Annotated in this window: 17 protein-coding genes and 2 pseudogenes; 18 read left to right on the plus strand and 1 reads right to left on the minus strand. The window is 37.8% G+C overall.

Translation table 11 applies throughout. The features are described from left to right. Nucleotides 1-157: 157 nt before the first annotated feature. From HFP47_RS00550 to HFP47_RS00605, 12 genes and pseudogenes are all read left to right on the plus strand, one after another. Nucleotides 158-1876 carry an ABC transporter ATP-binding protein gene (locus HFP47_RS00550; protein WP_061399363.1) on the plus strand — a complete coding sequence of 573 codons (1719 nt, stop codon included), beginning with the start codon at nt 158-160 and terminating at the stop codon, nt 1874-1876. Beyond that, on the plus strand, nt 1876-3657 hold the full coding sequence (locus tag HFP47_RS00555) for an ABC transporter ATP-binding protein (protein WP_025267765.1): 1782 nt from the start codon (nt 1876-1878) through the stop codon (nt 3655-3657). The genes HFP47_RS00550 and HFP47_RS00555 overlap by 1 nt, the downstream gene beginning before the upstream one ends. A gap of 178 nt (nt 3658-3835) precedes the next feature. Continuing rightward, nucleotides 3836-5062, plus strand: coding sequence for a glycosyltransferase family 4 protein (locus HFP47_RS00560; protein ID WP_011679249.1), 1227 nt, complete (start codon nt 3836-3838; stop codon nt 5060-5062). Then, nucleotides 5063-6070, plus strand: coding sequence for a glycosyltransferase family 4 protein (locus HFP47_RS00565; RefSeq protein WP_014324292.1), 1008 nt, complete (start codon nt 5063-5065; stop codon nt 6068-6070). Nucleotides 6071-6079: 9 nt separating this feature from the next. Next, nucleotides 6080-7117: a lysylphosphatidylglycerol synthase transmembrane domain-containing protein gene (locus tag HFP47_RS00570; protein ID WP_011679251.1), complete on the plus strand. Its 1038-nt coding sequence runs from the start codon at nt 6080-6082 to the stop codon at nt 7115-7117. Continuing rightward, nucleotides 7110-7373 carry a YkuJ family protein gene (locus HFP47_RS00575; RefSeq protein WP_004164725.1) on the plus strand — a complete coding sequence of 88 codons (264 nt, stop codon included), beginning with the start codon at nt 7110-7112 and terminating at the stop codon, nt 7371-7373. The genes HFP47_RS00570 and HFP47_RS00575 overlap by 8 nt, the downstream gene beginning before the upstream one ends. A 51-nt stretch (nt 7374-7424) precedes the next feature. Next, on the plus strand, nt 7425-9563 hold the full coding sequence (locus tag HFP47_RS00580; protein WP_025267766.1) for an LTA synthase family protein: 2139 nt from the start codon (nt 7425-7427) through the stop codon (nt 9561-9563). Between the two features lie 116 nt (nt 9564-9679). Beyond that, on the plus strand, nt 9680-11689 hold the full coding sequence (gene uvrB, locus HFP47_RS00585) for an excinuclease ABC subunit UvrB (RefSeq protein WP_218925547.1): 2010 nt from the start codon (nt 9680-9682) through the stop codon (nt 11687-11689). A 31-nt stretch (nt 11690-11720) separates the two neighbouring features. Further along, nucleotides 11721-14578: pseudogene (gene uvrA, locus HFP47_RS00590) on the plus strand (excinuclease ABC subunit UvrA). 97 nt (nt 14579-14675) lie between these two features. Next, nucleotides 14676-15644, plus strand: a complete 969-nt coding sequence (yvcK, locus tag HFP47_RS00595) for a gluconeogenesis factor YvcK family protein (protein WP_011679256.1) — start codon at nt 14676-14678, stop codon at nt 15642-15644. Further along, nucleotides 15645-16588: pseudogene (gene whiA / locus HFP47_RS00600) on the plus strand (DNA-binding protein WhiA). 87 nt (nt 16589-16675) lie between these two features. Next, nucleotides 16676-17278 (plus strand): ATP-dependent Clp protease proteolytic subunit, encoded by a 603-nt coding sequence (locus tag HFP47_RS00605; RefSeq protein ID WP_004164719.1) that lies wholly within the window; start codon nt 16676-16678, stop codon nt 17276-17278. A 71-nt stretch (nt 17279-17349) separates the two neighbouring features. On the opposite strand, the gene cbpA is transcribed toward HFP47_RS00605, so the two are convergent. Continuing rightward, complete coding sequence (cbpA, locus tag HFP47_RS00610; RefSeq protein ID WP_011679258.1) at nt 17350-17994, minus strand: cyclic di-AMP binding protein CbpA; 645 nt, start codon at nt 17992-17994, stop codon at nt 17350-17352. Nucleotides 17995-18119: 125 nt separating this feature from the next. Between cbpA and pth the strand changes: the two genes are divergently transcribed. From pth to hpt, 6 genes are all read left to right on the plus strand, one after another. After that, on the plus strand, nt 18120-18686 hold the full coding sequence (gene pth / locus HFP47_RS00615) for an aminoacyl-tRNA hydrolase (protein ID WP_115230939.1): 567 nt from the start codon (nt 18120-18122) through the stop codon (nt 18684-18686). After that, nucleotides 18687-22226: a transcription-repair coupling factor gene (gene mfd / locus HFP47_RS00620; protein WP_179875905.1), complete on the plus strand. Its 3540-nt coding sequence runs from the start codon at nt 18687-18689 to the stop codon at nt 22224-22226. Nucleotides 22227-22241: 15 nt separating this feature from the next. Continuing rightward, the gene (locus HFP47_RS00625) at nt 22242-22523 is read left to right on the plus strand and encodes an RNA-binding S4 domain-containing protein (RefSeq protein ID WP_004164715.1); all 282 of its coding nucleotides are present in this window, start codon (nt 22242-22244) and stop codon (nt 22521-22523) included. An 81-nt stretch (nt 22524-22604) separates the two neighbouring features. Beyond that, nucleotides 22605-23003: a septum formation initiator family protein gene (locus HFP47_RS00630; protein ID WP_011679260.1), complete on the plus strand. Its 399-nt coding sequence runs from the start codon at nt 22605-22607 to the stop codon at nt 23001-23003. A gap of 30 nt (nt 23004-23033) precedes the next feature. Continuing rightward, nucleotides 23034-24326, plus strand: coding sequence for a tRNA lysidine(34) synthetase TilS (tilS, locus tag HFP47_RS00635; protein WP_050884233.1), 1293 nt, complete (start codon nt 23034-23036; stop codon nt 24324-24326). Continuing rightward, on the plus strand, nt 24327-24866 hold the full coding sequence (gene hpt, locus HFP47_RS00640) for a hypoxanthine phosphoribosyltransferase (RefSeq protein WP_010277907.1): 540 nt from the start codon (nt 24327-24329) through the stop codon (nt 24864-24866). Nucleotides 24867-24877: the final 11 nt, after the last annotated feature.

Raw genomic sequence — 24877 nt, forward strand, 5'->3', positions numbered from 1 at the left:
GTACTGGTTTTTTATGTACTTAAAAATAGTGAATAATTGGTATATTTTACATTGACAGGCAAAGTAATCTTTCCTATACTAGTTGCGTGTTAAATAGTTGAAAAATAGTATTCGATAGCGTAATATTAGTTTTTAATGTCTTGAAAGAGGAAATGAAATGCAAATTTTAAAAGAACATGCAAAGCCTTATGCTCGTGATATTATGTTTTCAATTATTGCGGTGGTGATCATGGCTGTTGCATCATTGTGGCAACCACGATTGCTTCAGCAAGTTATGAAAGCAATTATCGCTGATGATCAAAATAAGGTTGTTGCTTACGGATTTCAACTGTTATTTTTAGCTTTAATCGGATTGGTTGCTGGTGTAATTAATACAATTTTTGCCTCCAAAGTTTCACAGGCGATTGCTGCAGATATTCGTGCACACGAGTATAAAAAAATACAATCATTTTCATTTGGTAATATTGAAAAATTTTCAGCGGGTAACTTGGTTGTCCGTATGACAAATGATGTCAATCAAGTGCAGCAATTAATCATGATGATTTTACAGTCTTTGACACGCATTCCAATATTGTTTGTTGGAGCCTTTATTTTGGCATTGATTACATTGCCACGTTTATGGTGGATTGTAATTTTAATGGTTGTACTGATTTTTGTATCTTCGCAAGTGATTTTTAAACAAATGGGGAAGTTTTTCTCCAAAATTCAAACACTAATTGATAAGACGAATACGTTGGCCAAGGAAAATCTTCAGGGTGTTCGTGTTGTCAAGTCTTTTAACCAAGAAAAAAATGAAACAAACCGTTTTACGGATAATTCTAATGAGTTGACGCATGTCAACACGACTGTTGGCTACTTATTTTCGACTATGATGCCGATGTTCATGTTAATATCTTATGTTGCCATCGGTACAGCTATTTTGTTCGTAGGTCGCGATGTTGTCAAACATCCCAATGATTTAGTTGCGATTGCTTCTTTTACTTCTTACTTAATGCAAATATTCTTTGCCATTATGATTGGTGGTATGATGGCTACCTTTGCATCTCGTGGTTTTGTCTCGCTAAGACGTATTAAAGAAATTTTAGATACGACTCCAGACTTAACGTACGCTCAAGATGCGCCTGATCGTGATTTGAATGGAAATATTTCATTCAAAAATGTTTCTTTCACCTATCCTGGAGATACTAAACCAGCTTTGAAAAACGTATCGTTTGATATCGAAGCAGGTGAGATGATCGGTATCGTTGGTGCAACTGGATCAGGTAAAACAACACTTGCCCAATTAATCCCAAGATTGTATGATCCTACTGAAGGTGTGGTAGCTGTTGGTGGTGTGGATCTCAAAGCAGTAAACGAAAAGTCGTTGCGAGCTGCGGTTTCGTTTGTTCTACAAAAGGCCATATTGTTTAGTGGTACGATTGCAGCAAATTTGCGTCAAGGTAAAAAAGACGCTAATGAAAAGGATTTCCAAAAAGCTGTTGAAATTGCACAGGCTGCGGAGTTTGTTAATCGTTATGAAGATAATTTTGACCACATTGTTGAAGAGCGTTCTGCCAATTTTTCCGGTGGTCAAAAACAACGTCTTTCTATAGCAAGAGGTGTTGTTGGTAGTCCTAAAATATTGATTTTAGATGATTCAACATCGGCTTTAGATGCTCGATCCGAAAAGCTGGTTCAAGAAGCACTTGACCAGGAATTAAAAGGAACGACAACAATTGTAATTGCTGAAAAAATCAGTTCAGTTATTCACGCCAACCGCATTTTAGTAATGGATGAGGGTAAGGTAGTAGGCATCGGTGCACATCACGAGTTGCTTGAAACTTCACCGGTCTATGCTGAAATTTATCAAACACAAAAAGCGAAAGGGGCAGAATAATGACAGATATTAAACACGCAATTAAATATTTTGCAAAGTATCTTAAGCGTTATTGGTTAGCATTGTCTTTCGTAGTTGTTGTGACAATAGCCTCAACTTATTTCCAAGTTAAAGCACCAGTGTATATGGGAAAGGCAATTACAGAATTATCGACTTATTTAGGTCAATACTTGAATCCTCAAACGCATGCTGTTGCTAGCAAAACACCTTTCTATCATGCGCTGGAAGCAATGATGATTTTCTTTACTTTAACTGCAGTAACAATGTTCATTTCTAGTTTTATATCTAGTCGTATTAGTTCAGAGGCATCGGGCCGGATGAGAATTGGTCTATTTGCTAAATTGCAACGGATGACGATTAAATATTTTGACACGCATCAAGATGGCGAAATTTTATCTTTGTTTACGTCTGATTTAGATAATATTTTTAACGCGATGAACCAGGCCATTTTCCAACTTTTATCACAATTCGCTTTGTTTGTTGGTATCATTATTATGATGTTTCAGCAGAACGTCAAATTAGCATGGGTAACTATGGCTTCAACACCAGTTGCTATTATTGTCGCCTGGTTTGTGATCAGTCGTGCTAGAAAATATATTGACACGCAGCAAGATGAAACTGGCCGCATGAATGGTTATATTAATGAGCAAATCAATGGTGAGAAGATTATTATTACGCAAGGATTGCAACAAGAATCAATCGCTAATTTTGGTCCGTATAATGAACGAGTGAAGCAAGCTACTTTTAAAGGACAGATGTATTCTGGTATGCTGTTTCCTCTAATGCAAGGCTTGTCATTGTTGAACTTAGCTATTGTGATTTTCTTTGGGTCATGGTTAATTGTTCATGACGGTATGGATAAGTCGGTTGGTTTGGGATTAATCGTGGTGTTTGTTAACTATTCACAACAGTATTACCAACCAATCACACAAATTACATCTATTTATAATATGTTGCAGTTAGCTGTTACTGGTGCAAGACGCTTGAGCGATGTCCATGAACAAGCTGAAGAAGTTAACCCCGAAAGTGGTCAGAAATTAACTAATTTAAAGTCGGGTGTTACCCTAGAAAATATTCACTTTGGATACAATGATGACAAAGAAATTCTTCACGGCGTTTCAATTGACGTTAAAAAAGGGGAAATGATAGCCCTTGTTGGTCCGACCGGCTCAGGAAAGACAACGGTCATGAACTTATTGAATCGATTTTATGATGTGACTGAAGGATCCGTAAAGTTTGATGGCACCGACGTTCGTCAGTTAGACTTGAAGTCTTTACGTGATCATGTTGGCATTGTGTTACAGGAATCAGTATTATTTAGTGGTACTGTCGCAGATAATATTAAATTTGGTGAGCCAGATGCTACCGAAGAAGAAATGATTGATGCTGCCAAGCAGGCGAACATCCATGACTTTATTATGACACTTCCAGAAGGTTATCAGACCAAAGTAGATGACGAAAATTCGGTCTTTTCAACAGGTCAAAAACAATTATTATCAATCGCCCGCACAATTTTGACTAATCCGGATTTCTTAATATTAGATGAAGCAACATCTAATGTAGATACGGTGACAGAGGCAAAAATCCAAGCGGCGATGGATAATGTTATTGCTGGACGTACGAGTTTTGTTATTGCGCACCGATTGAAAACAATACTGGGTGCTGATAAAATTGTTGTTCTTAAAGATGGTCGAGTTATTGAAAAGGGCTCGCATCAAGAATTAGTTGCTGAAGGCGGATTTTATTCAGAATTGTACCATAATCAAATGGTATTTGATTAACATAGTAAAAATCAACAAATAGTTTGAAGTCCTGTGTTATAAAGGATGGAAAATGATTTGTTGTTTTTTTTTCGTGAAGAACAATTGCATCAGTATTCGACCATTTTTATGTAAAATGTTATAATAGCAGTATTGCTTTTATAGAAAATTTGTATATTTTTGAACATTGGAGAAAACAATGAACATTGGTTTGTTTACGGACACGTACTTTCCACAAGTCAGTGGAGTTGCGACTTCGATTAAGACACTTAAAGAAGCACTTGAAAGTCAGGGGCACGAAGTTTATATTTTTACATCTACTGACCCCAAGGTACCTAAAAATAAATTTGAATCGCATATTTATCGTTTTTCAAGCCTCCCATATCTTGGATTTAAAGATCGTCGACTAGCATTTCGTGGCTTGATTCAAGCTGTTGAAATTGCCAAATCTGTACAACTCGACATTGTACATACCCAAACAGAATTCTCTTTAGGTTTAATGGGTAAATTTGTGGCGCGACAGTTAAAAATTCCTGCTGTCCACACCTATCATACGATGTATGAAGACTACACCCATTATTTTGCTAAGGGGATGTTGATTGGACCGCATGGTGTGGGGCGTATTATGAAGGGATATATGGTTAGTATGGCAGGTGTTATTGCGCCGTCAAATCTCGTTCAAGATACGCTTCGTCGTTACGGTGTGACCGTGCCTATGAGAGTTATTCCGACAGGTGTTTGTTTACCAGAGCATGGTACGAAACAAACTAACTTACGAGAAAAGTATCACTTTTCTGAATTGCAGCCTATTGTTCTGTCGCTGGGACGCTTAGCGTTTGAAAAGAATATTAGTGTGACAATTTCCGTATTTTCTGAAGTATTACAGACAATACCCGAAGCACGTTTAGTAATTGCTGGTGATGGTCCAGCACGTAAATCTTTAGAAGAGCAGGTCGAAGAACTAGCGCTTGAAGACAAAATAATATTCACAGGGATGGTCAATCATGATGACATCTTTGATTATTATAAGATGTCGAATGTGTTTGTAAGTTCTTCAGATACTGAAACTCAAGGATTAACATTTATTGAGGCGATGGCAGCAGATAGACCATTTGTGGCTATACATTCACCTTACTTAGATAATTTAGTTGATAATGAAGCTATTGGTACGTTGGTGAGCGATTATGATGAACTACTAGCAGGTATCACAAAATATCTTAAACGACCAAATACAGAAGAAGATATTGCCTATCGGCATAAAAAAATGAAAGACGTGGATGCAAACACCTTTGCAACACGTGTTTTAGCATTTTATGATGATATTTTGGCCAGTTATCATGCTAGCGACGTGGAAGATGAGTATCCCAATGATGAAGAGGTGGGATATATGAAACGTATCTTACGTAATCCATTCAGGAGAAATTAATTGAAAGTTTTACTTTATTTTGAAAATCAAAATTTAATAGCTAAGTCTGGTATTGGACGTGCGTTAAAGTTACAAAAAGAAGCCTTATCTTACACAGATGTTGAAGTAACTACTGATACCAAGTCCCTTGATTACGATGTACTGCATATTAATACATACGGTGTGAATAGCCATCATATGGTCAATAAGGCACATAAATTGGGTAAAAAAGTTGTTTACCACGGTCATTCAACTTATGAAGATTTTCGGAATTCCTTTACTGGTTCTAATACCATTGCCCCGTTATTTAAACGATACTTAGTATCGCTTTATAGTAAGTCTGATGCGATTATTACGCCAACACCTTATTCGAAGCAGTTACTACGTGGATACCGTTTAAATCAACCGATTATTCCTATTTCTAATGGTATTCCCCTAGAAAAATATCAGCATGATGATGATAAAATAAAAAAGTTTCGTGAATACTTTGACTTGGCAGATGATCAAAAAGTGATTATGAGCGTGGGGCTTTTCTTTGAGCGAAAAGGTATTTTAGACTTCGTTGAACTAGCAAAAAGGCATCCTGAGCATGTTTTTATTTGGTTTGGCTACACTGATTTACGATTAGTACCTAATAAGATAAGTCGTTTGATAAAAGGTAATCATCCACGAAATTTAATTTTTCCTGGATATATTACTGGGGATGTCATTCGTGGTGCTTTTCAAGGTGCAGATTTGTTTTTGTATCCTTCTTACGAAGAAACGGAAGGCATTGTGGTACTAGAAGCTTTAGCTTCCAAGCAAAAGGTTTTGGTTCGTGACATTCCAGTATATAAAAAATGGTTACAGGATGGGGTAAATAGCTATAAAGCCCGTGATTTAGATGAGTTTGAAATCAAAATGCAAAAAATTTTAACTGGGGAATCACCAAATTTAAGTGAATCAGGCTATAAATTAGCCCAAACACGTGACCTACCTGAAATTGGAAAACAATTACAGGCGGTATATAAAATGGTGTTAGAAGGGTGAGTAATCGCGATGTTCAAACGTGATAGAGTATCAATGATTATCGTTGTTGTTCTGACGGCTATTGTCGTTTATTTTTTAACAAAAGAATTAAGTGGTAAAGGACACCAACTGTCCGTGGCGTTGGAAAATCTGGATTGGCATTGGTTACTGTTTGGCCTGTTCACGATGATTATATCAATTTTCCTTGAGGCGGCTGCTACAAGGGCCTTATTGAGCAAAGAAGATCGGCGCCATACCTCGGTTTTGTCCTTATTAAGAGTTCCGCTACTAAACTTATTGGGAACAGGAGTCACGCCATTTGCTACTGGAGGCCAGCCGGCACAACTATATGGTTTATCGCGATCTGGAGTAGAAACTGGGCGGGCGATGTCTGTTATTCTCATGAAGTTTTTAGTCTATCAAATTGTTGTTGTGGTATTCTTTATAATAGGCTATGTCTCTGCCGAACACTTTATTTATCAACAGGTTAATCCCACTTTCGCAACATTCATCCCCTTTGCAATAGCGATTCATGCTGTAGTAATTATTGGTATTATATTGGTTATGTTTTGGCCATCGTTAACATTACGCTTGGTCGATTTAGTGGCAATAGTTGTAAAAAAAATGATGCGTCGCGAGCGTTTTGAGCGATTAATTGCGAATGTTAAGCAAAAGATTGATAATTTTCATACCGAATCACGTCGCGTAATTAGCAGTTGGCAATCATTGGTTGGCGCCACTTTTTTTACGTCATTACAACTGATTACGTTCTATATGATACCTTATTTTGTCATACGTGCTTTCGGCTATCAGTCTGTCAATCCATGGCTGATTGTAACGATGAATATTATGATTGTTATGGTGATTTCCTTGTTCCCAATCCCAGGTGGTGTTGGTGGTGCAGAGCTTAGCTTTCAATTATTGTTCTCACCTTTTGTTAAAAATCCAGCAACATTGATTCTCGTTATCTTACTTTGGCGATTTATTACTTATTATTTTGGTATCTTTGCAGGGATAATTGCTTACCTTATTCCTGCTCACCATGATAGGAGGAGTGACAATGCTTGACAACAAATACAATACGAGTGATTTGAAACAAATTTTAAGTCGGTTACGTGCTATGATTGATTCAACAGATGGCAGCGTGCAAACGCGTCGATTTGATGCTTTTGGCATTGAAGCTTTACAGGTTACGTATGATCAATTGACAAGGATCTGGACAGTTCAGGAACATCGTGAAATTCGACAGTTTCAGTTTGATGATATTGATTTAGTTGCAATTGAAATTTATGATGTTTTACATGATTTCAAACTAATTTATTAGGAGGGTGCCCAACACATGCTATTAGGATGTTATCGGGCACGTTTATAACAAATGATAAGTTTATTAAAACGAATCTCAAATCCCAGAAACCTCTGGCACCAAGTTAAACGAACTATGGATACATCGGCGCCAATAGTTTGGTTTTTCATATTAAACGTCGTTCTTGTGTGGTTGAAGACGTATGCTGAATACCACATGAACTTTAATTTGGGTGTGGAAGGATCAACGCAGCAATTTTTGCTATTTTTGAATCCCATCCCGACGGCTATTATATTTTTAAGTATTTCCTTGTATTTTCGTGGCGTAACCAGTTATTGGTTGGCAATTATTTTTAATTTGATTCAGTCAATATGGTTATTTGCGAATATGCTATACTACAGAGAATTTTCAGATTTCTTATCCATGGGTATTTTGGGTTCGGGTAGTTCAACTGGAACAAATCTTGGTAAATCAATTGCGGCAATTATTCATTGGACGGATTATCTTGTCTTTATCGATATTGTGATCTTAATCTTGCTAGTGGTTTTCAAGCAATTAACGATTGATCATAAAGGCGTTCAAAAAAAGTTTGCTATTTTAACGACGCTTTTTGGTGTCATCTTGATGTTAGTAGATTACGGCATCGCATCAACGGATCGTTCAGGTTTGTTGACCCGTTCGTTTGATAATAATTACATTGTTAAATATTTAGGATTGAATGAATATGCTGTATTTAACGCTGTACAAACTTATAATCAAACTGAAAGCCGGAAGCGAGCAAAGCCATCCGATTTAGCTAAAGTAAAAAAGTTTGTTGCTACGCAAAAACTGCCTGCCAATATTCAGTATTATGGTACGCAAAAAGGTAAGAATGTCTTTATGATTCATTTGGAATCATTTCAGCAGTTCTTAATAGATTATAAAGTTGATGGGCAGGAAGTCACACCCAACCTGAACCAGTTCTATCATGACCAAAACACACTAAGTTTCGATAACTTCTATAACCAAGTTGGTCAAGGGAAGACATCTGATGCGGAGATGATGCAAGAAAACTCACTATATGGTTTGGCTACAGGTTCTGCTATGGTCAAGTATGGTACGAGTAATACGTTTGAGTCATTACCAGCTATCTTAGGACAAAGAGGCTATACAACTGCTGCCTTTCACGGGGATGTTGCAAGTTTTTGGAATCGTGATAATACCTATAAATCATTTGGCTATAATTACTTTTTCTCTAAAGCTTATTATGCTAATGCAAACAAAGCAAACTATAACATTGGTTATGGGATGAAAGATAAAATTTTTCTGCGAGATAGTGCGAAGTATATTGAACAGCTCCCACAACCATTTTATGCGAAGTTAATAACCGTAACAAATCATTATCCATATGATTTGGATAAACAAAATATCAGTTTCCCAGCAACAAAAACTGGAGACAAAACTGTTGATGGTTATGTTCAAACTGCTCACTATTTGGATCAGGCATTCGCTGAGCTGATGAGTTATCTCAAAAAAGCTGGGTTGTATGACAATTCTGTATTTGTGCTGTATGGTGATCACTATGGAATTTCTGAAAATCATCAGGATGCTATTGCACAGCTACTTGGTAAAGATAAAATTACTAACAATGATTTAGCTACTTTCCAAAAAGTGCCATTCATGATTCATGCGACAGGGCTAAAAGGTGGTATTGACCATACATATGGTGGTGAAATTGATATGTTGCCAACTTTAATGGATGTGCTTGGCATCCCAGATAATAATATGACAATGTTTGGACAAGATATGCTATCCTCGAAGTACGATGGTAAAGTAGTTTTCCGTGATGGTGATTGGATAACGCCAACGTATACGAAATACAATAACCAGTATTTTAATACTAAAACTGGTGATCAAGTTACGCTCAAATCAGATAAAAAGTTGCAAAAAGTGGCAAAACAAATGTCCGCTTATGCAACCAAAGTTTTGGGTTACTCCGATGCAGTTATTACAGGCGACTTATTGCGCTTTGATACTTCAAATTCTGATTTTAATCTTATTAACAAAAAGAATTATAATTATAAAAAAACAGAGGGACTGGCTTCGCTTAAAAAAGCACTCAAGTCTAATCCTTCGAGTGTATTAGCCAAGAACAAAGGCAAATCAACACTTAGCGACTATGTCACAGATGCACCGGAATTAAAAACAGATTCTGATGACGATGACAAGTAGTCACAAAAAACGAACAAAACGCTCATGTAGAACGTTTGTTCGTTTTTTGTTATAATGGGATGATAGTGTATTAATTGTGAAATAATACTGAGCAGATTTATGAAAAGAGAACGTCAATGATAGAGCGACAGATAGAACATGAATTTGAAATTAAGTCTAAATATGAACCAACCGGTGACCAGCCACAAGCCATTGAAAAAATAGTTGGTGGAATTAACAATCATGTTAAAGAACAGATATTACTCGGAGCTACGGGAACAGGTAAAACATTTACCATTTCAAATGTTATTAAGGAAGTAAAAAAGCCAACGTTGGTTTTAAGTCACAATAAGACTTTAGCTGGGCAGTTATATGGTGAGCTAAAAGAATTTTTTCCTAACAATGCAGTAGAATATTTTGTCTCTTACTATGATTATTATCAGCCTGAAGCTTATGTCCCAAGTTCTGATACGTTTATTGAAAAAGATTCAGCTGTGAATGATGAAATCGATAAACTACGAAACTCCGCGACTAGTTCGTTACTTGAACGTAATGATGTCATTGTAGTTGCTTCCGTCAGTTCTATTTTTGGTTTAGGAGATCCGCACCAATATAAGGATCATGTTATCAGTTTGCGTGTTGGATATGAATATGAGCGTGATCAATTAATGCGTGATTTGATTGATGTGCAGTTTACTCGTAATGACATTGATTTTCATCGTGGAACGTTTCGTGTTCGTGGTGACGTGATCGAAATTTTTCCTGCCTCCCAAGATGAAATGGCTTTGCGAATTGAATTTTTTGGTGATGAAATTGATCGTATCCGAGAAATTAATTCTTTGACAGGAGAAACAATAGCAGAACGTGACCATGTAGCTATTTTTCCAGCAAAACATTTTATGACCGATGACGACCAAATGCAAGTGGCATTGGACGGTATCCGTCAAGAAATGAACACTCAGGTTGAGCTATTCAAAAAAGAAGGTAAGTTATTAGAGGCGCAGCGTATTAAACAACGTACAGAGTATGATTTGGCGATGCTCGAAGAAATGGGATTTGTTGGCGGCATTGAAAACTACTCACGTTGGATGGATGGTCGTCAAGCGGGTGAACCACCATTTACATTGATTGACTTTTTTCCAGATGATTTTTTGATTGTTATTGATGAAAGTCATGTTACCATGCCACAAATTCGCGGTATGTTTAATGGGGATAAAGCTAGAAAAGAAACGTTGGTTAACTATGGCTTTCGTTTGCCAAGCGCATTAGACAATCGGCCATTAAAACTTCCTGAATTCGAAAAACACGTTAACCAGATTATTTATATGTCAGCGACACCTGGTGATTATGAAAATGAGCGTGTCGATTCAAAACACGTTATTCAACAAATTATTCGACCAACGGGGTTGCTTGATCCAGAAGTTGAAGTGCGACCTGTTATGGGACAAATTGATGACTTGGTCGGGGAAATAACGAAGCGATCGGAGCGTGATGAACGTGTGTTTATCACAACGTTAACCAAACGTATGGCTGAGGACCTAACTGATTATTTGAAGGATTTGGGAATAAAAGTAGCTTATTTGCACGCGGATATCAAAACACTTGAACGTACGGAAATTATCCGTGATTTACGCTTGGGTAAATATGATGTTTTAATTGGTATTAACTTATTGCGTGAGGGGATTGATGTTCCTGAAGTATCCTTAGTAGCTATATTGGATGCTGATAAAGAAGGATTTTTGCGTAATCCACGTTCATTAATCCAAACTATTGGCCGTGCCGCACGTAATGAAAATGGACACGTTATCATGTATGCGGATAAGATGACTAGATCCATGCTTGAAGCTATTGATGAAACAGCCCGCAGGCGAGAAATTCAGATGCAATATAATACGCAACATGGTATTACACCGAAAACAATTAAGAAAGATATTCGTGACCTGATATCTGTCACACATGCTGCTACTGAAGAAAAAGTTGTTGATTTGACAAAGGTGGCGTTTAACGACTTACCTAAAGATGAGCAACAGTCTATTGTGGATAATATGACGAGTCAAATGAAGGCGGCTGCTAAGGCACTTGACTTTGAAGAGGCAGCTCAATTACGCGATACGGTAATGGAATTAAAAACACGTGCTAATCTTTAATTGAACTGATATAAACGAAAAAGAGAAAATAATGGCAAAAGATCATATCGAAATACGCGGTGCTCGCGCTCATAATTTAAAAAATATTGATGTAAATATTCCTAAAAATCAACTCACAGTCGTTACTGGTCTATCTGGATCAGGTAAATCATCATTAGCTTTTGATACCCTATACGCAGAGGGGCAAAGGCGCTACGTGGAAAGTTTAAGTTCTTACGCACGCCAATTTTTAGGTCAAATGGACAAACCAGATGTCGATTCTATTGATGGTTTATCACCTGCTATTTCTATCGACCAAAAAACAACATCTAATAATCCACGCTCAACCGTTGGTACAGTGACTGAAATCAATGATTACTTCCGTTTACTATACGCACGTGTTGGGCGACCGGATGATCCAAAAGATGGTACAAAAATTATGTATACAATCGATCAAATGGTTGAATATACATTGAATAACCTGCCTGAGGGTACGAGATTACAAGTATTTGCACCAATAATTAGAGGAAAACGCGGATCGCATGAAACAGCATTTGACCATATGCGCAAACAGGGATATATTCGAGCTCGTGTAGATGGAGATATTATTGAGATTGATTCACAGCAGTTGAGTCTTAATAAAAACAAGCCTCACGACATTGACGTTATGATCGATCGAATTGTTTTACGTGGCAATTCTCGGTCACGTCTATTTGACTCGATTGAAGCAGCTGTTCGTTTGAATGACGGCCAAGTTGAACTTGATGTGGTAACTCGTGATGATGAAAATCCAGTTGCACCATTAAAGTTTTCTGACCACTATCTTGGAGAGTTGAAGGATTTTCGTGCAGGGCGATTAGAACCGCGCTTGTTCAGTTTCAATGCACCATTAGGAGCTTGTGAGTTTTGTCAAGGTTTGGGTGTCACGCGCGAAGTGGATATTGATTTAGTAATTCCGGACGATGCGAAAACCTTGAATGAGGGAGCTATTCTGCCATGGAACCCAATATCATCCAATTATTATCCGGAAATGTTGCGTCAATTTGCTGAGCAATTTGCTATTGACATGGACACACCATTTAATAAACTTCCTAAAAAACAACAAGATTTAATTCTGAATGGTTCTGATGAAAAGGATTTTCACTTCCATTATAAAAATGATTTTGGCGGGGTTCGTGATGTTGATATCCCTTTGAGGGAGTAATAAATAACATTGCTCGCCGTTTCACGGAAACAAATTCAGATTTCACGCGCGAGCAAATGACTCATTATATGACAGAATTAAAGTGTAAAGCCTGTGGCGGTTATCGCCTAAACAAGGCCGCACTTTCAGTCAAAATTAATGGCAAACATATTGGTGAGGTGTCGGAGTTACCGGTTGATCAAGAATTGGCATTTTTTAATAGTGTTTCCTTGGGACAACAGGATAGTGAGATTGCCTCGCCTATTATCAAAGAAATTAAGGATCGTCTTGGCTTCCTACAAAGCGTAGGTTTAAAGTATTTAACACTTTCTCGTTCAGCACGAACGCTTTCTGGCGGAGAATCTCAGCGAATTCGTTTGGCTACTCAGATTGGATCTAATTTATCAGGAGTTCTTTATGTTTTAGATGAACCTTCCATTGGTTTGCACCAGCGTGACAATGATATGTTGCTAGAGTCAATGCATCGTATGCGTGACTTAGGAAATACCTTAGTTGTTGTCGAGCACGATGAAGATACAATGCGTGCGGCTGATTATTTGATAGATGTCGGCCCGGGTGCTGGTGCTTTGGGCGGTACTATTGTGGCTAGTGGCACGCCAGCTGAAGTTGAAGCCAACAAAAGCTCATTAACTGGACAATATTTATCTGGGAAAAAATTTATTGCAATACCTGCCAAGCGCCGAAAAGGGAATGGCAACTGGATTACGGTGAAAGGCGCCAAAGAAAATAACTTAAAAAACATTACTGCAAAGATACCTCTAGGAAAGTTTGTTGCGGTAACAGGTGTTTCAGGTTCTGGTAAATCAACATTAGTCAATACAGTGTTGAAGCGAGCTTTGAAACAAAAACTAAATAATAACTCTGAAAAACCAGGTGCGTATCGATCGATTGAGGGCACTGAAAATATAGAACAAATAGTTGATATTGATCAATCACCAATTGGACGTACACCACGTTCTAATCCTGCGACCTATACAGGTGTATTCGATGATATTCGTGATTTGTTTTCACAAACAAATGAAGCTAAAATGCGTGGATACAACAAAGGACGCTTTTCATTTAACACAAAAGGTGGTCGTTGTGAGAATTGTCGTGGCGATGGTGTGATCAAAATAGAAATGAATTTCTTGCCTGATGTGTATGTAGCCTGTGAAGTTTGTGGTGGTACTCGTTATAATTCAGAAACGTTGGAAGTTACCTATAAAGGCAAAAATATATCACAAGTCTTAGACATGACTGCTTCAGAGGCACTTGAATTTTTCACGCCTATTCCAAAAATTGCTAAAAAGCTACAAACGATTAATGATGTGGGCTTGGGTTACGTAAAACTAGGGCAATCTGCAACGACCTTGTCAGGTGGTGAAGCCCAACGTATGAAATTGGCATCGGAACTTCATCGACGCACTAATGGTAAAACAATTTATATTCTGGATGAACCAACTACTGGTTTACATACTGACGACATTGCTCGCTTGCTAGAAGTGCTGGAACGGCTAGTAGATGCTGGCAATACTATTGTAGTTATTGAGCATAACTTGGATGTGATTAAGTCAGCTGATTGGATAATTGACATGGGTCCAGAAGGCGGCGCTGGTGGTGGAAAAGTTTTGGTCGCCGGCACACCTGAAAAGGTGATGAAAACGGCAGGATCTTATACCGGTAAGTACTTGAAAGAAGTAATTGAGCGCGATTTGTCACGAGCTTAAACAAGAAATCTCTCAAGCAACGACTAAAACCACCTAGCAATTTGTTGGGTGGTTTTGTGTTAAAATGAATGTAAGTATATGGAAGGTTAACTATTATATGAAACCCAAAATCGTCATTATTGGTGGTGGTTCGGGTCTACCTGTAATTATCAAGCCGCTTGTGAAACAAGAAGTTGATTTATCAGCAATTGTGACAGTGGCTGACGATGGTGGATCAAGTGGACTACTACGAAACTACATTAATATAGTACCTCCCGGAGATATTAGAAATATCCTCGTAGCAATGGCAGATACGGACGCGGAATTTTTAAAGGTTATGCAGTATCGTTTTGATGCAAAAGATGATTTTTTTGCCAAGCACGCTGTTGGAAATCTAATTATCGCTGCGATGACTGAAATGCATGGAAATATTTTTGATGCGGTGCAATATCTAGCTAATTTTATGCATGTTCAAGGGCATATTTATCCTGTTTCTAACGAGCCTCTAGTGCTACATGCTGAATTTAAGAATGGCAACACAGTTGCTGGAGAAGCTGAAATAACACATGCACATCAAACAATAGACCATGTTTGGGTAACAGGTGATGAACCGGGTGAAGAGCCTAAAGCTGCTCCAGAGGTTGTTGAAGCGATTTTGAGTGCGGACTTAATTGTCTATGGTCCCGGAAGTCTGTTTACATCAATTTTACCTAATGTAGTTGTGCCTGAAGTCCGTGAGGCATTACAGCTCACTAAAGCCAAGCAAGTTTACATTGCCAACATTATGACTCAAAAGGGCGAAACTGATGCTTATACAGATGCACAACATCTCCTTGCTTTAAATGCACATATTGGCATGCAAGCAATTGACTATGTCATTTCAAATAGTGAAAAGGTTCCTGATGATTTTGTCGACTTTCAAAAGTGGAATGAGGTTTCTAATCAGGTGAAGCTTGACGAGCAGGCAGTTGTGGTTCAAGGAGCAACTCAAATTTCAGGTGATTTTTTGCAGTTACGTGACGCTGGTGCATTTCATGATGGTCAAAAAATTACTGAAGAATTATTGAAAATTTTGGAGCAGTGCTAAATGTCATATGCAGCAGATGTAAAAAAGAGCTGACTGGTTTGATTGTTCATGCCGGAAATGCAAAAGCTGAGTTGGCAGCTTTAATGAGAATGAACGGGGTTAGTACCCTTGGTTTTGATCAAACAATTCGGGTACAAACTGAAAACGCTGCCATTGCCCGTCGAATTTATACACTCTTAAAAGAAACTTACGTTGAAGTTGAAGTTGAAGTCAGCGTAACAGATCACAATCATTTATCACAACACAAATCCTATGGGGTATTACTAAAAACTAAGATTGATGAGGTACTGGATGATTTAGGTATTGATCCATTTGGCTTACATCCAGAAGTACCTCCGCGTATGCTAAATCAAGTTGACAAACGGCGTTCTTTTTTACGCGGTGCTTTTTTGGCTGCTGGATCAGTTAATTCACCAGAACGAGCTAACTATCATTTGGAAATTTATACGACCCACGAAGAACTAGCTGAGCAATTGATGATAATGATGCAAGAATTTGATTTGCCATCAAAAATTTCTGAGCGAGGTAATGGTTTTATTGTCTATTTGAAACGCGCAGAAAAAATCGTGGACTTTTTGCAAACAATTGGTGCGACTCAATCTATGCTCAAGTTTGAGGATATTCGTATGATGCGTGATATGCGTAATTCAGTTAATCGCCTGGTCAATGCTGAAACAGCAAACATGCAAAAAACAGCAATCGCAGCTAATAAACAAGTTAGTCAGATTAATTTAATTATTGATACATTGGGTAGTCTAGACATATTACCAAAAAAACTGCGTGACATCGCGAAGGCAAGATTAGAATATCCTGATGAAACGTTGGCAGAATTAGGTGAAGTACTAGATATTAGTAAATCAGGTGCTAACCATCGCATGCGTAAATTAACACAACTGGCAACAATGATTGAGCAAGGTATAGACTATGATTTAACAAAGTTGTAAAACTTTTTAGCACTCTCGTCTCTAATGTGCTAAAATATATATAAGTTAATTATTAAATTAACCACTCTAAGATATGAGGTAAAATATATGTGGCCAGGAGTTATTGAACAAACTGCCAATGGACGTGAAAATTATGATTTACCATCACGTTTGTTAAAAGATCGTATTATTTTGGTACAGGGCGAAATTGAAGATAGTATGGCAACATCAATCGTTGCGCAATTGCTATTCTTAGAAGCTCAAGATCCAACAAAAGAAATTTCTATGTATATCAATTCACCCGGAGGATCGGTGACAGCTGGATTATCAATCACTGATACAATGAATTTCATTAAGGCACCAGTAACAACTATTGTAATGGGCCTAGCGGCATCAATGGGAACAATCATTGCTGCATCCGGTGAAAAAGGGCATCGTTTTATGTTGCCAAATGCTGAATACCTCATCCACCAACCAATGGGCGGTGCTGCCGGTGGAACACAGCAAACTGACATGGCAATCATTGCAGAACAATTGACGAAGACACGTGCCAAGTTGAACAAAATTTTAGCTGATGCTTCAGGTAAGGATTTGAAGGTAATTGGCCGCGACACTGAACGTGATAATTGGATGAGTGCTGAAGAAACATTGGAATATGGTTTCATTGATGGTATTTTAACAAAATCAGGTGAAAAACCAGCAACAAAGTAATACGCAATACATGAAAAAAACACCATATCAAGGTTTTATTACCTTGGTGCGGTGTTTTTGTATATTACTTATTATCTAAAACGATTTAAATTTTCGACGCTTGAAACATGATAACCTTTCTTTTCTAAGCGTTTGATAAGTTTTTCCAATTGCTCGCTATCTTCTTGCAAGGGAAGCGTGAAGAGAACAGTTAAGGGTTTAAGCTCAGATTGAATGGTAAGTAGTGATTCAATATTTGAATAGCGTGTGATGATTTTAGAAATTTTGCTCAAATCCCCTTGAGTGTTATGTGTTGAAATAGCTATGGCAACACCCCCAGAACGGACTGACCAACTTTGTGACAATAAGTCCATTAAAGCATCGTGCGTAAAAATACCATAAAACTGATGATTTTCATCTAAGACAGCAATAAATGGTAAATCTCTAATCGCAAAAAAAACTTCATAAAATTTACTATTCGTGTAAATGAATTTTGTTGAGTTGCGCATAATGGCTGTTGCAGGTAAGTTCATATTCCCGTTTTTTGCAACGTGTTCAAAAACGTGTTGTTTATAGACATTACCACGAAAAAGCTTGCCTGATTCGTCAAGAATAGGCATGGTGCGTGTGTGTGCGTTTTCTGGGTCATTAAAAATATCGTACACTTCTTGAATTGTTGCATTTTCGGTTACGGTTGTTAACTCCGATTTAGGGATTACCAAAGATTTTTGAAACATTATCCTGTCCTAATCTAATTTTTTTATCATTAAATAGCCATACAATATGATAACACAAAATTGTAGTGTGTGCGTGGTATACTGGAGGTTAGATTATTTTAGAATGCTTTATGAGGAATAGAAACGTGAAATTTATATTTGGACTTGGAAATATTGGTGCAGAATACGACCAAACACGCCACAACATTGGCTTTATGGCTGTTGATGCTTTTGCGACAGCAAATCATATGTCATTTTCTCCAAGTAAGCAATTTGCTTTGGTTGCTAAGACAATCATAGGCGGAGAATCAGTCATGTTGGTTAAGCCAACAACATACATGAACGATTCTGGTAAAGCCGTTCGAGCCATTCTGGACTATTACGACGGAGATGTTGATGATGTATTAGTATTGGTTGATGATATGGATCTACCATTTGGTAAAATGCGTTTTCGTGCGAAAGGATCGGCGGGTGGTCATAATGGCTTAAAAAGCATCATGACGCATACTGGTTCCCAGACATTTCTGCGTTTGAAATTTGGACTAGGGCATCCTGTTCATGAGCAAAATGTAGTTGTTAATTATGTTTTAGGAAAATTTACTGCAGCAGAAAAACCAGACATAGACGCAATGTTGAACCGCAGTACGCAAGCGATAGCGGATTGGATTCAAGGTGCCACAGCACCTGAACTAAGTAATCGATATAATGGATAAATGACATTAATAGACTTTTTAAGTGACACAGTAACAATTAAAAAACTTAACGAACAGGCAACTGTGGGCTCAGCACAGTTGCTTTTAGGCGTGAATGGCACCGCTCGTGCGGCTAGTATTGCTGCCTTATACCGTAAAAATCCCCGACCAATGTTGATTATATCTGACACGCAAGTGCATGCTGATCAATTTTTCGATGATCTGTCATCTTTGCTTGAAGATCTGGTCTACAACTTTCCAGCAGAAGAGTCTATTGCCACAGAAATGGCAATTAGTTCTTCTGAATTACGACTACAACGCGTACAAACATTACTTGCCTTAAAAACAGAAAAACCTATTATTGTGGTTACAAGTTTGGCAGGTGCAGAACGTTTGGTACCTAAAAAGCAGTCACTAGAACAAGCACATTTACATGTTAAAGTTGGGGATGCTTACAATTTGAATGTCATTAAAAACACTTTAATGATGATGGGATATACGCCAACTAAATTAGTTCAAACACCAGGTGAATTCGCACATCGAGGATCAATTGTTGATGTTTATCCAATTACCTTTGATGATCCTATTCGACTTGACTTTTTTGATGATGAATTGGACCAATTAAAGAGCTTTGATGTTGCGACCCAAAAAAGTACCACTAGTTTTGACGAAATCAATATTGAACCGGCGACAGATTTTATCGTATCAGAGCATCAGTATGACCAGGCTAAGTTAGCGATTGAAAACGCTTTTAGCGATTACCGCACCAATCTAAGCGGGGTTGATAAAAAGCATGCCACGGATGGCTTTGCTCCCACACAGTATATGTTGAACGAACGAGAACGAGGTAGTGTGTTAGTGCCATATGCTCCTTTTTTCTTTGATGGCCAGACAACCCTACTTGACTATTTTCCAACTGATTCGTTAATCATCATTGATGAATACACACGATTAATGGAAACGCGACTTCAGCAAATGACACGTGATCAGGAATGGATTGAGCAGCAAATTGAAGCGTATCAGTTATTACCAAAACAAACTTGGCGAACTGAAATCACCGATTTATTAGCAAGTAATCAACATGCGACAATCTACTTAGCTAATTTTCAGCGTGGACTCAACCGAATTAAGTTTACCAATGTTGAAGAAGTGACAACGCGCCCAGCAAATCAGTATTATGGACAAATTCCTGCCTTGAAAAATGATTTAATATATGCACAGGAATCTGGTATTACAATGGTGTTATTAATTCCTGACGCTAAACGACGGGCTAACTTTTCTCGTAGTTTATCTGAATTAGAAGTACCGGTCACTGAGACGCGAGATATAGTGAAAAACCAAGTACAAATTATGCCAGGTGAGCTATCAGCTGGATTTGAATGGCCAAAATTACATTTGACCGTACTAACTACACATGAACTATTTACACAAGCAAAGCATTCCGCACCGCGAACCCGCAAAATTGCTAACTCAGAGCGTTTGAAATCTTATAATGAATTGAATGTGGGCGATTACGTTGTTCATATTAATCATGGTATTGGTCGCTATGAAGGCTTGCAAACAATTGAAGCTGACGGTGGAAAACAGGATTATCTAACAATTGCTTATCAGCAAAATGCGAAAATATTTATTCCTGTCACACAACTCAATCTTATTCAAAAATATGTTGGTGCATCTGATGTTGCTAAGAAACCTAAGTTAAACAAATTGGGTGGTAGTGAGTGGGCTAAAACAAAAAGACAAGTTGCGGCAAAAATTGAAGATATTGCTGATGATTTATTAGAGTTATACGCTAAACGTGAAGCGCAGCAAGGGTACGTTTTTCCACCGGATGATCATGCCCAAATTAAGTTTGATGATTCTTTTGGTTACCCAGAAACACCTGATCAAATTCGCAGTATTGAAGAAATTAAAGTTGATATGCAAAAGCTGCGACCAATGGACCGGTTACTTGTGGGAGACGTTGGCTTTGGAAAAACTGAGGTTGCCTTGCGTGCTGTTTTTAAAGCTGCTCATTCTGGTAAACAAGTCGCCTTTCTAGCGCCAACTACAATTTTGGTTCAACAACATTATGAAACAATGTTGGCTAGATTTAGTGATTTTCCAGAAATTAAAATTGGCGTATTAAGTCGTTTTCAAACGCCAACCCAGAACAAAATGATTATTGAGCAGCTTCAAAATCACGAAATCGATGTAGTTGTCGGTACGCACCGTTTGTTGAGCAAAGATGTGGACTTTTCAGATCTTGGTTTACTAATCATAGATGAAGAGCAGCGGTTTGGTGTTAAACATAAAGAAAGACTAAAACAGTTACGAACAAGTGTTGATGTCCTAACATTGACTGCAACACCAATTCCACGTACGCTTAATATGGCTATGGTGGGCGCCCGTGATTTATCTGTCATTGAAACACCACCTGCAAACCGATATCCAATTCAAACTTATGTTTTGGCAATGGATTGGAAAATAGTTCGTGATGCGATTGAAAAAGAAATTGCACGTAACGGTCAAGTTTTTTATCTACACAATCGTGTTGCTGACCTAGACCGTATTGTTAGTCAAATAGAAGAATTAATTCCTTCGGCGCGTGTAGCTGCAATTCATGGGCAGATGTCAGAAACACAGCTTGAAAGTATCCTATATGACTTTTTGAATGGACAATATGATGTTCTAGTAACAACCACAATTATTGAAACAGGTGTCGACATCCCTAATGCAAATACTTTAATTGTCGAAAATGCTGATCATATGGGGTTGGCACAGCTTTATCAATTGCGTGGTCGTGTTGGGCGTTCGACACGCTTAGCATATGCATATTTTACTTATCCATTTACGCGTACACCCTCAGAAGAAGCCGAGAAAAGACTTGAGGCCATACGCGATTTCACGGAACTCGGTTCAGGTTTCAGAATAGCTATGCGTGATTTAAGTATTCGTGGTGCAGGTGATTTGCTCGGTAAACAACAACACGGATTTATTGATTCAGTGGGTTATGACATGTATACTCAAATGTTGAAAGATACTGTGGCACAAAAACAGGGAAAACAAGTTACGACAAGCCAACCAGAAACGGATGCAGAATTAATCTTAGGTGTGCTAGCTTATTTGCCAGATGAGTATGTTAGTGATAATGCACAAAAAATTGAATTATATTCTCGCATTCGTCAGGCTAGGACTGATGCAGAATTTGAAGACATTGAGTCTGATATGCTTGACCGCTTTGGTGAAATGCCAGATGAGGTGGCCCGATTATTGCTCGTAGGTCAAATTAAGCAGTTAGCTGATCAGTCACAAATTACGAATATACGACGCCAAAGAAAACAATTAATTATGACATTTAATGAAATAGCTACGAAAAACTTAGCTGGAGAAGCCATATTTGAGACAATGGTTGACGTGCCGTTAAAAGCAGCTGTACGAACAGAAGAAGGTAATTTACAAGTGATCTTCACTGTAAACGATGTCGCAGAAAGTAGTATCTGGCTCAATATTTTACGGAACTTTTTGTTAGTCATTATTAATAAATTATCAGCAAAAACATTAAATGAACTTCATCATTAAATATAGGAGAAGAATATGCGTTTAGATAAATATCTTAAAATTTCGCGGTTAATTAAGCGTCGGACGGTCGCCAAAGAGATTGCTGACCAAGGACGAATCTCAATTAACGGTAAAGTTGCTAAGTCATCATCAGATGTGTCCACAAATGATGAATTAGAAGTACGTTTTGGAAACAAAACGCTGACAGTTAAAGTACTCAAAATTGTTGAAACAACCAAAAAAGAAGAATCTGCTGACATGTATGAAGTTATTAGTGAGAAATTTCAGCAAGATTTTCGTAAAATTGGTGACGAATAATAGCCAAAATGTTTAAGTTAGTTTAAATATTATTGTAAAATGATAAAGAACGTGACAAAATTACATTAGGTAGAATTCACTATGGCGGGTAATTTTAAAAGAAGACAATCAAATATTACACCGTTAAACCCAGCGATAGCACGTGAAATTAAAAAATCAGAACGTGCTAACTCGGAAGCGGCAAAACATTATCGCAAGGCGCACGCGCGACGGGAGAAAAAAATTCTTCTTTTTGGCGGGTTGATAGCGATAATTTTTGTTGTGCAACTCTTGATAGGCCAAGTGAAGTTGCATGCGGCTAATCAAGAACTAACGAATACACAAGATCGTTTGGAAAAAGTCCAAAAAACCAATACTGATTTAACTGCTGATACAAAACGTTTAAAAGACGCAACGTATTTACAGCAACTACTACGAGACAAATATGGTTATTCAAAGCAAGGAGAACTTGTTTATAATTTACCATCCGATAATAATTAAGGAAGCGCCCTAGGGGTGCCTTTTTCGTATATGACAGAAAAAATTTTGCAAACTATACAACAGTATAATTGGCCAGAGACAGTTATCGTTGCAGTTTCTGGTGGTGTTGACTCCGTAGTTCTAGTTCATGCGTTGTCAAAAACTAAGGCCAACCTTGTTATTGCACACGTGAATTACAGGTTACGTGAGGAAAGTGATGATGATGCTGACTTCGTTCGGCAGCTTGCGACTCAAACTGGTGCCATATTTGAAGAACAGGTTTGGCAACATATTCCTGACCATGCAGTGGAAAAAGCAGCTCGTCAATTTCGTTATGATTTTTTTGAGGAGTTAGCTCAAAAGTATCACACGAATACAATCGCTGTTGCCCATCATGCAGACGATCAAGCAGAAACAGTCCTTCTTAAGATGATACGAGGAGGGCGACTACAACAAATGGGTGGCATGCAAACAAAGAACCATAAAGTTATTAGGCCCTTTTTGTCGATAACTAAACAAGAACTAATTACTTATGCACAGGATAATCAGTTGGGGTGGCGTCAGGATAAAACGAACTTTGACGTTGATTATACGCCGAGAAATTTATTGCGTAACGATGTTTTACCAAAATTAACAACTATTAATCAACGAGCCGTCAGACATATTAATAATATGGCCGCACAAATTTTACAACAACAGCGGTTAATTGATAATCAGGCTAAAATATACGCTAATGATATTCAAGACTGGCAGAAGATTCCTACACTTTGGCAACTACCAACACTGAAATATTGGCTCCAAAAAAATAAGCTATTTAACATTAAAGAAAATCAACTGCAGCAAATGATTCAATTGTTGAGCAATACCCATAAACCGAATGGAAAAATTGCTCTGGCAGATAATTTTGAGTTCATAAAAAATTATCAAAAAATTAGTATACAAAAACAACAAAATATGGCGCAAGTTTTGACGCCAGTTATGTTAAAATTGAATCAATGGCATTCTTTTGCAAAAACAACGTTCATGTGGACTGATAATGTCCCTATGAACGGCCAATCATTTATCAAGTTTCAGCTTACGCGTTCATTACCATATCTAAGCTTGCGCCCAGCAAAAGCGAGTGATAAAATTGCTCTCATAAACGGCCATAAAAATTTACGACGTTTAGCAATTGATGAGAAACTGACGCCGCAAGAACGTACAATGATGTGGGTTCTTGCGACAGCCGATGATGAAGTAATTGCAGTGCATTTACGCAGTAATCAGTGGCGTGTAAATGCGGATTTTGCTGTTAAAGAAAATACACAGCCATATTGGCTCGTATGTCAAATTGAGGAAACCTAAGTGGATAACGATATACAAGAAGTGTTGTATGACCAAGAAAGTATTCAAAAAGCGGCAGAGCGTTTAGGAAAACAAATTACCCAAGATTATGCGGGTTCAACGCCTTTGTTTTTATCAGTGCTGAAAGGCGCCTACCTTTGGACAGCTGATTTACTGCGCGAAGTAGATTTATATGCTGAACTAGAATTTATAAAAATCTCTAGTTATCATGGCGGTGTCTCAAGTTCTGATGAAATAACGCTCGTAACAGACGTTCGCTCAGATGTTCGAGGACGAGATGTTATCATTTTAGAAGACATTGTCGATACTGGACAATCATTACTTTTTTTGAAAGAATTACTTGCGAAACGTGGTGCAAAATCAATTAAAGTAGCGACTTTACTTGATAAGATTGAAGGTCGAAAAGTCGAAGTTGATGCTGACTATGCAGGATTCAATGTCCGTAATGAATTCGTAGTTGGTTACGGCCTTGACTATGAAGAGCACTACCGCAATTTACCTTATGTCGGTATTTTGAAAAAAGAAGTATACACTAAATAAACTTCGAACAA

The sequence above is a fragment of the Leuconostoc sp. DB-1 genome, from assembly GCF_013414845.1.
GTDB classification, from domain to species: domain Bacteria; phylum Bacillota; class Bacilli; order Lactobacillales; family Lactobacillaceae; genus Leuconostoc; species Leuconostoc mesenteroides.

Coding starts and splice junctions, on each gene's coding strand:
- HFP47_RS00560 (WP_011679249.1), top strand. CDS start 3,836: ATGAACATTGGTTTGTTTACGGACACGTACTTTCCACAAGTCAGTGGA.
- tilS (WP_050884233.1), top strand. CDS start 23,034: ATGACAGAAAAAATTTTGCAAACTATACAACAGTATAATTGGCCAGAG.
- HFP47_RS00575 (WP_004164725.1), top strand. CDS start 7,110: ATGCTTGACAACAAATACAATACGAGTGATTTGAAACAAATTTTAAGT.
- HFP47_RS00550 (WP_061399363.1), top strand. CDS start 158: ATGCAAATTTTAAAAGAACATGCAAAGCCTTATGCTCGTGATATTATG.
- HFP47_RS00605 (WP_004164719.1), top strand. CDS start 16,676: ATGTGGCCAGGAGTTATTGAACAAACTGCCAATGGACGTGAAAATTAT.
- HFP47_RS00555 (WP_025267765.1), top strand. CDS start 1,876: ATGACAGATATTAAACACGCAATTAAATATTTTGCAAAGTATCTTAAG.
- HFP47_RS00580 (WP_025267766.1), top strand. CDS start 7,425: ATGATAAGTTTATTAAAACGAATCTCAAATCCCAGAAACCTCTGGCAC.
- HFP47_RS00625 (WP_004164715.1), top strand. CDS start 22,242: ATGCGTTTAGATAAATATCTTAAAATTTCGCGGTTAATTAAGCGTCGG.
- mfd (WP_179875905.1), top strand. CDS start 18,687: ATGACATTAATAGACTTTTTAAGTGACACAGTAACAATTAAAAAACTT.
- HFP47_RS00570 (WP_011679251.1), top strand. CDS start 6,080: ATGTTCAAACGTGATAGAGTATCAATGATTATCGTTGTTGTTCTGACG.
- cbpA (WP_011679258.1), bottom strand. CDS start 17,994: ATGTTTCAAAAATCTTTGGTAATCCCTAAATCGGAGTTAACAACCGTA.
- yvcK (WP_011679256.1), top strand. CDS start 14,676: ATGAAACCCAAAATCGTCATTATTGGTGGTGGTTCGGGTCTACCTGTA.
- HFP47_RS00630 (WP_011679260.1), top strand. CDS start 22,605: ATGGCGGGTAATTTTAAAAGAAGACAATCAAATATTACACCGTTAAAC.
- uvrB (WP_218925547.1), top strand. CDS start 9,680: ATGATAGAGCGACAGATAGAACATGAATTTGAAATTAAGTCTAAATAT.